General features: G+C 57.3%; 11 protein-coding genes and 1 pseudogene. 6 read left to right on the top strand and 6 right to left on the bottom strand.

Annotated elements, in window-relative coordinates; genetic code table 11:
• The first annotated feature begins 10 nt into the window (after window positions 1–10).
• The 3 genes and pseudogenes from fdxA to AC2FPW_RS06050 all read left to right on the top strand — a co-directional run bounded on the left by fdxA (window position 11) and on the right by AC2FPW_RS06050 (window position 2,018).
• The gene (fdxA, locus tag AC2FPW_RS06060; protein ID WP_170616129.1) at window positions 11–349 is read left to right on the top strand and encodes a ferredoxin FdxA; all 339 of its coding nucleotides are present in this window, start codon (window positions 11–13) and stop codon (window positions 347–349) included.
• Window positions 350–628: 279 nt separating this feature from the next.
• On the top strand, window positions 629–1,138 hold the full coding sequence (locus AC2FPW_RS06055; protein ID WP_209504207.1) for a CarD family transcriptional regulator: 510 nt from the start codon (window positions 629–631) through the stop codon (window positions 1,136–1,138).
• A 117-nt stretch (window positions 1,139–1,255) separates the two neighbouring features.
• Window positions 1,256–2,018: pseudogene (locus AC2FPW_RS06050) on the top strand (potassium channel family protein).
• Here AC2FPW_RS06050 and cobS read toward each other — a convergent pair.
• Complete coding sequence (gene cobS / locus AC2FPW_RS06045; RefSeq protein WP_496812865.1) at window positions 2,015–2,779, bottom strand: adenosylcobinamide-GDP ribazoletransferase; 765 nt, start codon at window positions 2,777–2,779, stop codon at window positions 2,015–2,017. The pseudogene AC2FPW_RS06050 and the gene cobS sit on opposite strands and share 4 nt — an antisense overlap.
• A gap of 78 nt (window positions 2,780–2,857) precedes the next feature.
• Between cobS and cobT the strand changes: the two genes are divergently transcribed.
• Complete coding sequence (gene cobT / locus AC2FPW_RS06040) at window positions 2,858–3,868, top strand: nicotinate-nucleotide--dimethylbenzimidazole phosphoribosyltransferase (RefSeq protein ID WP_209504204.1); 1,011 nt, start codon at window positions 2,858–2,860, stop codon at window positions 3,866–3,868.
• 30 nt (window positions 3,869–3,898) lie between these two features.
• Here the strand turns inward: cobT and AC2FPW_RS06035 are convergent, their stop codons facing one another.
• A complete protein-coding gene (locus AC2FPW_RS06035) occupies window positions 3,899–5,779 on the bottom strand; it encodes a monovalent cation:proton antiporter-2 (CPA2) family protein (RefSeq protein WP_267364490.1) in 1,881 nt (626 codons plus the stop codon).
• A gap of 19 nt (window positions 5,780–5,798) precedes the next feature.
• Window positions 5,799–6,254 carry an Lrp/AsnC family transcriptional regulator gene (locus AC2FPW_RS06030; protein ID WP_267364492.1) on the bottom strand — a complete coding sequence of 152 codons (456 nt, stop codon included), beginning with the start codon at window positions 6,252–6,254 and terminating at the stop codon, window positions 5,799–5,801.
• Between the two features lie 147 nt (window positions 6,255–6,401).
• Here AC2FPW_RS06030 and hppD point away from each other — a divergent pair, with 147 nt between their 5' ends.
• Window positions 6,402–7,499 (top strand): 4-hydroxyphenylpyruvate dioxygenase, encoded by a 1,098-nt coding sequence (gene hppD, locus AC2FPW_RS06025; protein ID WP_267364493.1) that lies wholly within the window; start codon window positions 6,402–6,404, stop codon window positions 7,497–7,499.
• Window positions 7,500–7,586: 87 nt separating this feature from the next.
• Here hppD and AC2FPW_RS06020 read toward each other — a convergent pair whose 3' ends face one another.
• Window positions 7,587–9,539, bottom strand: coding sequence for a hypothetical protein (locus AC2FPW_RS06020; protein WP_496812864.1), 1,953 nt, complete (start codon window positions 9,537–9,539; stop codon window positions 7,587–7,589).
• A gap of 164 nt (window positions 9,540–9,703) precedes the next feature.
• Here AC2FPW_RS06020 and AC2FPW_RS06015 point away from each other — a divergent pair, with 164 nt between their 5' ends.
• Complete coding sequence (locus AC2FPW_RS06015; RefSeq protein ID WP_480481356.1) at window positions 9,704–10,399, top strand: SIMPL domain-containing protein; 696 nt, start codon at window positions 9,704–9,706, stop codon at window positions 10,397–10,399.
• 2 nt (window positions 10,400–10,401) lie between these two features.
• On the opposite strand, the gene AC2FPW_RS06010 is transcribed toward AC2FPW_RS06015, so the two are convergent.
• Window positions 10,402–11,112: a GNAT family N-acetyltransferase gene (locus AC2FPW_RS06010; protein ID WP_496812863.1), complete on the bottom strand. Its 711-nt coding sequence runs from the start codon at window positions 11,110–11,112 to the stop codon at window positions 10,402–10,404.
• 2 nt (window positions 11,113–11,114) lie between these two features.
• A complete protein-coding gene (locus tag AC2FPW_RS06005; protein WP_496812862.1) occupies window positions 11,115–12,407 on the bottom strand; it encodes an O-acetylhomoserine aminocarboxypropyltransferase/cysteine synthase family protein in 1,293 nt (430 codons plus the stop codon).
• Window positions 12,408–12,443: the final 36 nt, after the last annotated feature.

Genomic DNA, 12,443 nt, shown 5'->3' with positions numbered 1-12,443 from the left:
GAATCCGACCATGACCTATGTAGTCACCGAAAACTGTATCGCCTGCAAATACACCGACTGTGTCGAAGTGTGTCCGGTGGACTGTTTCTACGAAGGTGAAAATACGCTGGTCATCCATCCTGACGAATGCATTGACTGCGGCGTGTGCGAGCCCGAGTGCCCCGCCGACGCGATCCGCCCCGATACCGAGCCGGGTATGGAGGAGTGGGTTGAGTTCAATCGCAAGTATTCCGAACAATGGCCGGTGATCGTCACCAAGAAAGACCCGCTGCCAGATGCGGAGGAGCGTGACGGTGAAGAGGGCAAGATGGAGAAGTATTTCTCGGAAGCGCCCGGCGAAGGCGGCTGAGTGATTCGTTCCAAGCGGCCTGTTTTGGCATAAAGACCGCGGCACAACCTGTTGAATGCAGGTTGAATATGATAAATTCCCGTAAGGTAAACTTTCGGGCGTCGTAAATTTGTGATATACTATACCTACATGATGACCGAGATTGGGATGCGCTCCGTAAGTATGCTCACTTTGGAGTTCTGAATTTGTGACAATATCGCCGCCTGACGGGGCTGAGACAGTCCCCGCATGTGGTGCTTTTGTTGTCCGTGTCCCGTCCGCAAGCAAGGAAGAAACTGAATGACAAAGTCGAAAAAGCTCGAGTTCCGCCCGAACGACTATGTTGTCTACCCCGCCCATGGCGTGGGCCAGATTATCTCGATCGAGGAACAGGATGTCGCGGGATTCTCGCTTGAGCTGTTCGTCATCTCATTTGAGAAAGACAAGATGACGCTGCGCGTGCCGACCAACAAGGTAACCGAATCCGGTTTGCGGTCGCTTAGCTCGCCCGATGTGATCAGCCAGGCGATGAAAACGCTGAAAGGCAAGGCCAAGGTGAAACGCGCCATGTGGTCCCGCCGTGCGCAGGAATATGAACAGAAGATCAACTCGGGTGACCTGATCTCGATCGCCGAAGTGGTCCGTGACCTGCACCGCACCGATGACCAGCGCGAGCAGAGCTATTCCGAGCGTCAGCTATATGAAGCCGCCTTGGAACGTCTGACCCGTGAGGTCGCGGCTGTTTCAGGCGCTGGTGAGGTGTCAGCTGCCAAGCAGGTGGACGAAGTTCTGACCTCACGCGCTGCCTGATTGAAGGTACTTTGACAAAACGGGCCGTTCCAAATTTGGGGCGGCCTTTTTCGTGGCTTGGTGATTTGTTTAAGTGGCGCTAATTTCACTGTATATGCAGCGGATTACCGGACAGACATGAAGCAGACTGTGAAATACCTGTATATCGGACACGACCCTGTTTCGGTCTGGTTTAGGTATGCACTGATCCTGTTTGACGTGGCGACAATCATTTTCTTTGTCGGGACGGCCCACATCCCGCACGGGCCGGGCTTGACCGTTGCAAGCCAACTGGTCGGTGTGCTGATTTTTCTGGATTTCTCTGCGCGTCTCTGGATTTCAAAAGACCGTTGGAGATTTTTGCGCCAGATCTACACAGTGGCGGATATCGTGGTCGTCCTCTCGCTGGTGCTTGATCCGTTTTTGACAGGCAACCTCGCTTTCCTGCGGATTTTACGTGCCCTGCGTCTGATTCATTCCTATCATCTGCTCTGGGATCTGCGGCGCGACAGCCGTTTTTTCCGCACGCATGAGGACGCTGTTATCGCGGCGATCAACCTGCTGGTCTTTGTCTTTGCCACCTCGACGGCCGTTTTGGTGTTTTTTATCCCCGAAGACGCGCAAACGCCTTACATAGATGCGCTGTATTTTACCATGGCGACGCTCACCACGACCGGGTTTGGCGACATCACTTTGGTCACACCGGGCGGCAAAATGTTTTCCGTCTTTATTATGGTCGTTGGTGTGGCCCTGTTCGTCCGGCTGGCGCAGGCAATTTTCGCGCCACAGAAGGGTCCGTCACAAATGCCCCAGTTGCGGGCTGTACCGGCACGACCCCGACGCCGTGCATTGCAAACATTGCGGCGATACATTGCGAATTGAAACTGGGGGCGCGTCTTAGATCTGGGCGCTGAGGGCAAGCAGAAACGTGATCTCTGCCAATTGCTGCGACGCGCCCAGAATATCTCCGGTTTGACCGCCGATCTTGGTCTTCGCGACGAGCCCCAAAACAGCAACGATCAAAGCCGCGCAGACTATCGCGTTAAGCGCCAGACTTCCGCACAAGCTGTAAGCGACCAGAATCGCGATGCCCACTGCGATAAAGGCTGATCCTGCGCCGGGGGTGCCAACTGAATGGCTCAGGCCCGACTTTCTGGCGTTTGGAAGAAGAACCATTAGTGCTGGCATCAGGGCGCGGGAAAATACGCAAGCTGCAACAACCATCCAGATCGGACCAACAGCCAGCATGGTGGAAATCGCCGAGATTCGTAAAATCTGCGAGATCATCAAGGCAAGCACGCCGTACGTTCCAATCTGGCTGTCCTTCATGATCTCCAGCCGCCGTTCAGGGGTGAAACCGCCCCAAAGCCCGTCGAACGTGTCGGCCAAACCATCCTCGTGCATAGCGCCCGTCAACAGGACCAGTACCGCGACCAGCAACGAGGCTGCCACAAACGGGGGCAGTTGAAGCCTCATCGACAGCCAACCGGTCAGGCATGCCAGCCCGCCAACGACCAGCCCAACCAGTGGAAATGCCCATACCGATTGTGCCTGCCGGGCAAACACGGCTTTGGGCAAACGGGGCAGGGGCAGGCGGGTCAACAGCACCAGGGCCAGCGGAACATCCCACAGGGAAAACGGTTTGGTGTCGTTTTTATGCACGCCCGTGCCTTTCGGGGTCTTGTTGGTTTCGATCCTTCGGTTAAACACGCAGGACCACTCTGATGCAATGAGGCTTTCATGCTGCCTGAACTGAATGATTTGAACACGTTCCGTGCTGTCCTGGCGGGGGCGCCGGGCCCGGATGCTGCTGCGGTGCAGGGCGCGGCCGAGCGAAACGGACAATTGACCAAACCCCCCGGCGCGCTTGGTCGGCTTGAGGATCTTGCGGTCTGGTATGCAGGATGGCGAGGGGACGCCCGTCCACAGATCAGCGCGCCTCAGGTCATTGTGTTTGCCGGAAATCACGGTGTTACCGCGCAGGGTGTTTCGGCCTTTCCACCGGAAGTAACCGTGCAGATGGTGATGAATTTCGAACATGGCGGGGCGGCGATAAATCAGTTGGCAAGGGCGGCAGGCGCGAAGATGGATGTTCACGCGCTGGATCTGGACAAGCCGACCGCGGATTTCACCCAAACCCCCGCCATGACAGAGGATGAATTGCTGGCCGCGTTGCGCACTGGCTGGCAGGCCGTTGATCCGCAATCCGATCTTTTGGTGGTCGGCGAAATGGGGATTGGCAACACCACCCCGGCTGCGGCTATTGCCTGCGCGCTGTTTGGTGGCGACGCGTCCGATTGGACAGGGCGCGGAACCGGTGTGGATGACGCCGGTCTGGCCAACAAAACCCGTGTCGTGGCCGAGGGAGTCGCCAAACACGCGTCAGATGATGGTCTGGACATCCTGCGCTGTCTTGGCGGGCGCGAGATTGCTGCAATGGCGGGCGCGATTGCTGCCGCGCGGGTGTTGCGCATCCCGGTGATCCTGGACGGGTTCATCTGTTCGGCTGCCGCAGCCTGCTTGTGGAAGCTGTCGGATGGTGCGCTGGATCATGCTGTGGCAGGCCACCAAAGCGCCGAAGCAGCCCATGGTGCCGTGCTGGCAAAATTGGGTAAAGAGCCGTTGCTGAGCCTTGGCCTGCGGTTGGGCGAAGGGTCTGGCGGGGCGTTGGCGATCAACATTCTGAAAAGCGCGGTCGCCTGTCATTCCGGTATGGCAACCTTTGCCGAAGCTGGGGTTTCTGACGGCTGAACTCGCACCTGACCCGGGCAAAGGCTTGGGTCAGGCCGATTTCTTGGCGTGCTCTTCAGCCAGTTCCAGCAGCGCGGTTTCCAGATCCTTTTCCAGTGCCTGAGAACGTTCGATATATTTCCTGTTTTCGGCGATTGGCAATCCTGGGACCCAAAGCTCGGCCAGATCGCGCACCGCCTTCCTGTCATGGTGGTAAAACGTCTGCTCGGCCTGGGCTGCTTCGTATTCACTCAGTCCGATATTCTCCAGAACATAGCGACCTGCGCGCAGCGAACTGTCGAACATTTCCCGGACGATGTCATTGGCACCCGCCTGATACAACTCGTACACATGGGTCCGGTCGCGGGCGCGGGCGATGATGTGCAGGTCAGGACGCTGCCGTCTGGCATAGCTGACAAGCCGCGTGACTTGCTTGTGATCATCCATAACGGCGACAAGAACGGATGCTTTGTCCAATCCCGCCGCGCGCAACAGTTCCGGTCGAGTGGGATCGCCCAGAAAGCCTTTGACACCAAATCGGCGCATCAGCTGAATCGTTTCAATATTGTGGTCCAGAACGACTGTCTTGAAACCGCTGGCCCGTACCAGCCGGTTGACGATCTGACCAAATCGACCAATGCCGGCGATGATAACGGGGCCCTTTTCGTCGATCACGTCCGGTTCGGGGCTGGCCGCGGAATCGCCAATCTTCCGCGACAACGCATCGTAGACGATGAAAAGAAGAGGTGTGATCAACATCGTCAGAGCAACGATCATCAGCAGCTTTTGCGACAGGTCGGGCGGGATGACATTCTGTTTCGTCGAAAATGCCAGCAGGACAAATCCGAACTCACCAGCCTGCGCCAACCCTAGGGTGAACAACCAGTGATCGCGCCCCCGCAGTTTGAAGGCCTTGCCCACCAGAAATAGGATGATCCCCTTGGCAAGTATCACAAGCAGCGCCAGTCCAATCAGGTCCAGCGGGTCGTTGAAGAAATACCCAAAGTCTATTCCGGCCCCGACCGTGATGAAAAACAGCCCCAGAAACAACCCTTTGAACGGTTCAAGGTCACTTTCCATTTCATGTCTGAATTCAGAACTGGCCAGAACAACGCCTGCCAGAAACGCGCCCAAGGCAGGTGACAGGCCGACCAGTGTCATCAGAAACGAAATGCCCACGACGATCATCAGCGCCAGTGCAGTGTACATCTCGCGCAGACGGGTTGCGTGGATGAAACGAAACAACGGTCTTGTCAGGTAGACACCGGCCAGAATGACAAACACCACCGCGCCGATTGTGACAAGGGTAACGGCCCAGCCCGGCAGCCCTTCAACCAGCGACAAACTGTGATCGCCTGCACCATGTGATCCTCCGGCCCCCCGGTCAATCGATCCATCTGCTTGGAAACGCGGCATGGCGGGCAGCGCCAGCAGTGGCAACAAAGCCAGAATTGGGATCACCGCGATGTCCTGCGTCAACAGAACCGAAAATGTCGCGCGGCCGCCGTTTGTCTGCATCAGGCCTTTTTCTGACAGGGTTTGAAGAACGATCGCAGTCGAGGAAAGCGAAAGGGTCAAACCCACCGCCAGGGCAACCGACCAGGGGTGGTTGGCGTACATGGCCACGGCAGCAATCGCGACTGTCGACAGCAACACCTGCAAACCGCCCAGACCTAATAGCTTGTCGCGCATATCCCATAAGGCGCGTGGCTCCAGTTCCAGACCAATGAGAAACAGCATCATCACCACGCCAAATTCGGCCACATGCTGAAGATTTTCGGTTTCCGCTCCGACTAACCCCAGTACGGGTCCGATTATGATCCCGGCTGCAAGATAGCCCAGCACAGATCCCAACCCCAGTCTGGCAGACAGGGGAACGGCAATGACTGCCGCTGCCAGATAGATCGAAGCCTGGTATAGAAAGTCGTCCATGTTTGTCCTCGGAACCTTTTCAGGTGGGAAGGGGGGCGTCGCGTTTAAGTTGATCCATTACGATCTGGCTCTGTACTCGTGCAACGGCAGGATGCGGCAGGATCACCTGATGTAGCAAGCTGTTGAGGGCGGACAGGTCGTCACAGTAGATGTGCAGCAGATAGTCTGCCTCGCCCGTCATCGTCCATGCGCTGGTAATCTCGGGGCGGGTGTCGACCATGCGGGCAAAGCTTGCGGATTGCTCGGGGCCATGGGTGCCCAGATGCACCTGAACGAACCCCTGCACCTGCAGGCCCAGTTTCAGCGGGTCCAGCCGGGCAGCGTACCCGGTGATGTACCCTTCGACTTCAAGCCGCTGTCGGCGACGTCCCGCTTGACTGGGCGACAGGTTCAGCATTTCACCCAGTTGATGGGCCGTCAGATGCGCGTCTTTTTGCAGCGCGGAAAGCAGTCGCTTGTCGGTTGCATCCAGCATGTGCGGAAAAATCCTGGTTTTATTAACTTATATGCGCGTTTTGCGCGTCATCTTGCAGTTTATACGAAAACAATGCGCAGAAACAGCGTCAGAAAAGTCGTATTTTTGAATCAGCAAAGAAATTCCTGTTTTCGTAGGAGACGCGCCATGGGTCCTTTCCCGCACAATGCCCCGAAATCCGTGATCAGCGAAGAAAACCCTGCCGGTACAGATGGGTTTGAATTCGTCGAATTCGCCCATCCAGAACCGCAGGAGTTGCGTGACCTGTTCGCAAAGATGGGGTTTGATCTGGTGGCCCGCCACAAGGAAAAACCCTCTGTCGAGCTTTGGCAGCAAGGGGATGTGACGTACATCCTGAATGCTGACCCGGACAGTTTTGCGGCTAAGTTCGTGGCTGAACATGGGCCCTGTGCGCCGTCGATGGGCTGGCGGGTCGTGGACGCGCAAAAAGCGTACGAGCATGCCGTGTCAAAAGGTGCGGAACCTTACGACCACGCTGACAAAACCATGAATGTGCCTGCGATCAAGGGTATTGGCGGGTCGCTGATCTATTTCATTGATCAGTACTACGACACATCGCCCTATAATCAGGAATTCGAATGGATCAAGGAATCCAAACCTCGGGGCGAGGGGTTCTTCTATCTCGATCACCTGACGCACAATGTCTACAAGGGCAACATGGACAAGTGGTTCAAGTTCTATGGCGACCTGTTCAACTTCCGTGAAATTCGTTTCTTTGACATTCAGGGAAAATTCACCGGCCTTTACAGCCGCGCGCTGACATCACCCTGCGGGCGCATCCGTATTCCGATCAACGAGGACCGCGGCGAGACCGGGCAGATCGTGTCTTACCTGAAGAAATACAAAGGTGAAGGCATTCAGCATATCGCAGTGGGCAGCGACGACATCTACGCGTCAACCGATGCCATTGCTGAAAACGGCCTGAAGTTCATGCCGGGTCCGAATGAAGCTTATTACGAGATGTCCAGGACCCGCGTGGTCGGTCATGAAGAGCCGCTGGACCGGATGATGAAACACGGCATCCTGATCGACGGTGAAGGTGTCGTTGACGGGGGCGAGACGCGCATTCTGTTGCAGATCTTCTCGAAAACGGTGATTGGCCCGATCTTCTTCGAGTTTATTCAGCGCAAGGGTGATGATGGTTTCGGCGAAGGGAACTTCCAGGCGCTGTTTGAATCCATCGAGCGCGAACAGATCGAAAGCGGCGAGATTTCCGCGGCTTGATCCAAATGAACCAATAAGTCGGGGGCGGTTCTGCTGCCTCTGACGTGCCTGTCTACAGGTGATCGGTCACGGTTTTGAGCGCCTATGTCAGCTGCGTGGCATCGCCAGGGTCACGTTGCGACCTTTCTTTTGATAGCGCAGTTCACTGTCACTGATAGCAATGACCTTGCCGCCGTCAATACTGTCCCCAACTTTCAGTTTTTTGTAGCGCCCGCTGGGAAGCCGGACCAAGGCGCGCCGGTTTGCGGGTGTGCCGTAAACGCCGATCAGATTTAAGCGACGCAAATTGATCGCGTTATCGAGCGTGGCCTGCCGGGCTACAGATGCGGTTGTGGGAATCTTGGGTGCGACAGATTTCGCCTGAAACGATCCGGCGTCGTCTGAACTCTGGTCCAGCGCGGCCGTTGACCCAAGATTGGAGTTACCAGAAGCAGGTGCCTTTGCCGTGTCCAGACCCGCCGGTCGCAACCTGGGGCGCGGGACGCGGACAACGGCCAACGCTGTTGGCGTCTCGTCGACTTCCGTGCGCGCTTGCAGACTGTCTGGGCGTGCTTTTGGTCGCTTGGCCGAAAGCTCTGCCAGCGACCGCCCCCCCAACTGCCCGCGTTCGAAGCTCTCGACCAGATCTGCGGGGCGAGGTTTGGGGCGAAGACCGGCCAGTCTTTCGTCGACCTCGTCAAGTACGGGTTCATCCTCGAAACGCACTGGCGTTGCTGGCGGAACCTTTGCCGGTCGGCCCTGATAAACGACAATCCCATCCGGGTTCAGCTTCCCTTCCGGCGTGGGCGTTACCAGCCCGCGATCATCCAGATTGAACCGCGCTCCTGCTATGCCATGTTGCACGTCCCGAACAAAGGGTTCGTCAGTATCGAAACTGGAAGCCGGGGGCAGGGCAACCGCATCGCTGGACAGGTCGGATTTGTCAATCGACGTCAGATACAACTCGTCCGGTTCCGGGGCTTCTGGCACGTCCAAAGCGGCCGGAGGCGTTACATTCACACCGGAGGCAGCGCTGATATCCTCATCTGCCTCGGGGTCCTGAGCCACAGATTCAACAGGAGTCGGGGCCACCTTGAGCGCCTCAAGGATTGCCGCGTCGGTAGGCGTGAGTTCCGGTTGTTCTTCGGCTTCGGTGTCAGTAGGTTCCGGTGTTGGGGGCACGTCCCTGTCCAGAGCAGGCTCAGGTGGCAAGTTTTCCGGGGGGGCAATTGCCGCAACTTCTGGCACTATCGGTGGCAGGGCGTCGATAACCGGCTCGGAAACACCTGTCTCGGTTGGAATTGGGCTCGGTGCGGCCTGATCTGTTTCTCCACCGCTATCCAAGGCCAGCCAAACGCCGAAAGCGCCACCAAGAAGAAGCGCCGCGGCAAATGCCGGGATAGCAAAACGCGGTGCCTGCGCTTTTGTGGTCGCAAACTTATTGTCAGGTGTTTCGGGGGTCAGAAACACGTTTGGTGCCGCTGCGCCTGCAATGGGATGCGCTGGTTTCCCAGAGGATTTTGCCGGTTCGGGCTGGTCTGCGTTTTTTACCGACAGCGGTAGCTCTGCTGGTCGGGTTTCCGATGTGCCTGAACGCTTCGCGAACAATGCTTCTCGGGGGAATGCGTCTGCGTCTTCCTCGGCGCAAAACAAAATCGGCACGAAACCATGGTCCGAGGCAAAGGCCCGCGCCTCGCTCAGCGTTTCCTGCGCGACAGCTGCAACATAGGTGGTGCCGCCTTCGGTCTGATAGTCGTAGCTGAGCTCGGACAAAGCGTAAGGCGTTGCGTCGGCAAGTGCGCTCTCAATACGTTCGACCGTGTCTTCGGGGAGCAAGTCATCGGTTGCAACCTGAAGGTATCGAACCTGTTCGGAAGGCAGAACAAGCTTGCAGCTTAGGTCGTTTTCCAACGCAAAGGCGTTTTCCCGCAAAACCTGCATCTGACCGGACAGGTCCGGCGAATCCAAGGGAATCGAGCCGATAACGAACCATTCGTCATCCGAGTGATGATACAGTGATATTCCGGTCGCAGAAAAAGACAGCGCAAAGGCAGGTTTCATAATCCGCAGGAACCATAATTATCAACGTCAATGCAAACACCTTGGCGTTCGCAGACCGACATTAAAGCAGGAACTTGCCGAGGGAAAGAAAAAGGCAAACTCTCCTCTTGTATGGCAATGCATCGCCGACCCATCTTTAACGCAAGCAAATCGGAGTGATAACATTGAAGACATTCGCTTTTCTGGCCGCAATGATGGCCGCAACGACCGCTGGACTTGCCCATGCGGAAGAACGTCGCATCACGGTTGACGCAACCGGAACCATCGATGTTGCCCCCGATATGGCGACGATCACATTGGGTGTAACAAATGAAAATGCCGAGGCTTCGGCAGCGATGCAGGCCACCTCGGACGCAGTTGCGAAGGTTCTTGCGCGCCTGACCGGGATGGGGATTGAAGACCGCGATATTCAGACCCGCGATCTGTCGCTTTCCCCTGTTTGGTCTGGGCGGCACGGGCAGAATGGGGAAACACCGGAAATTTCGGGGTTCGCTGCCTCGAACCGCGTGTTTGTGCGTGTGCGTGATCTGTCCAAGCTTGGAAGCATCATGGATGCGGTCATTCAGGATGGCGCCAACGATTTTGGTGGATTGAGCTTTGGGGTGCAGGATACCAAACCAATCGAAGCCCAAGCGCGCGCGCAAGCTGTCGGCGAAGCTATGGCCAAGGCCGAGCAGCTGGCACAGGCGGCGGGTGTAACCCTTGGCGCGGTGCAAACGATTTCGGAACAAACGGGGGGCGTGCGCCCGATGCCCGAGATGCGCATGATGAGCATGGCTGACGCAGGGGGTGTTCCTGTCGCAGGTGGTGAGGTTTCGGTGTCTGTCAGCGTCTCGATGGTGTTCGAGATCTCGGAATGAGTTCAACCTGTCGCGCGGGCCGTCAGCGGTTTTCGTTGCTGGCCCGAAGCGTCGAAATTGTCGGGTGACAACCAGGCCTCGAAAGCATCACGGATGCGTGGCCATTCGGTATCTATGATTGAATACCAGGCAGTGTCGCGGTTGCGCCCTTTGTAGTGGGTTGCTTGGCGAAACACGCCTTCGAAGGTAAACCCAAGCCGCTCTGCCGCACTGCGCGACGGACCATTCAGCGCGTCGCATTTCCATTCGTAACGCCGGTAACCCAGTTCATCGAACACGCGCCGCATCATCAGATACATGACTTCGGTTGATTGTGGTTTGCGCTGAAGCAGGGGTGAAAAGTGGATATGCCCGACCTCAATCGCTCCGGCGGCGGGTGCTATCCTGAGGTATGAAGCCATGCCCAATGGTATGTCATCACCGTCCAGAACAGTATGGAACATCGGGTCCGCATCCATGCAGTTGGCGCGCGCCCAGTCTTCGAACTCAGACTCGCCAGCAAACGGGCCGTAGGGCAGGTAGGTCCAGTTGTGGCCATCCGTGTCCTTTGCAAACGCCCGGAACAATCCGGGCGCATGTCTGTTCACATCAAGGGGCACAACAGAACAATACCGGCCCACCATCGGCGTATAGGGTGGCGTCGGGCGTGGAAAGTCACCCGAAACCGGTAAACCGATAGGCTGGCCAAGGTTGTTTGTGTCGTGCTGGGTCATGGTCAGGCGGTTGCTTTGGCCAGGGCCTGATCAAGGTCGGCAATCAGATCGTTCACGTCCTCGATCCCGATAGACACGCGCACAACGCCCGGACCTGCGCCTGCGGCTTCCTGCTGTTCCGGGGTCAACTGACGGTGCGTGGTGGATGCCGAGTGAATGATCAGCGAGCGCGCGTCGCCCAGATTGGCTACGTGGCTGAAGATTTCCAGCGCATTGACCAGCTTGATACAGGCGTCATAGCCACCTTTCACAGAGAATGTGAACAGCGCACCGGCACCGCGTGGATACTGAGCCTTAACCCGATCCTGATAGGGTGAAGAGGGCAGCCCGGCATAGGTGACGTAGTCCACGCGATCATCCGCTTCCAGCCAGGCCGCGATTTTTTGCGCGTTTTCAACATGACGCTCCATCCGCAGCGATAGGGTTTCGATCCCCATCAGCGTGTAGTGGGCTGCCTGCGGGTTCATGGTCATGCCCAGATCACGCAGACCGATGGCGATGCCATGGAAGGTGAAGGCCAACGGGCCAAAGGTCTCGTGGAACTTCAGTCCATGATAGGCCGGTTCGGGTTGGCTGAGCGAGGGGAACTTGTCATTTGCCGACCAGTCAAACTTGCCCGAATCCACGATGCAACCGCCGGTGACCGTACCGTTGCCGGTCAGGTACTTGGTGGTTGAATGCACGACCAGGGTCGCGCCGTGATCGATCGGGCGGCACAGGTAGGGCGTGGCCGAGGTGTTGTCGACGATCAGCGGAATGCCCGCTGCATCAGCCGCGTCCGCCAGCGCACGGATATCCGTCACATAGCCGCCGGGATTGGCGATGGACTCGCAGAAAATCGCACGGGTATTCTCATCGATTGCGCCCTTCACCGCGTCCAGATCATCGGTGTCGACAAACTTGGCAGACCAGCCAAAACGTTTGATCGTCTGGCTGAACTGCGTGACCGTGCCGCCATACAGACGGGTCGAGGCGACCACGTTGCAACCCGGACCCATCAGCGGGAACAGCGCCATGATTTGGGCCGCGTGCCCGGACGAACAGCAAACAGCACCAACGCCGCCCTCAAGTGTTGCCACGCGTTCCTGAAGAACGGCCACAGTTGGATTGGTCAGGCGGGAATAGATAAAGCCCACCTCTTGCAGGTTGAACAGGGCTGCTGCGTGGTCTGCATCGCGAAATACATAGGCTGTGGTTTGATAAATGGGTGTCTGGCGCGCTCCGGTCGCCGGGTCGGGGCGGGCGCCCGCGTGAATTTGCAACGTGTCGAAACCGTAGGTGGGGCCGTCAGACATCTCGAAATCTCCTGTTGGAATTTGTCTTGCGAAATC

The organism is Ruegeria sp. SATB027 (assembly GCF_059613825.1).
The sequence above is the reverse complement of the archived record's forward strand: the minus strand, read 5'-3'. Positions and strand labels throughout refer to the sequence as shown.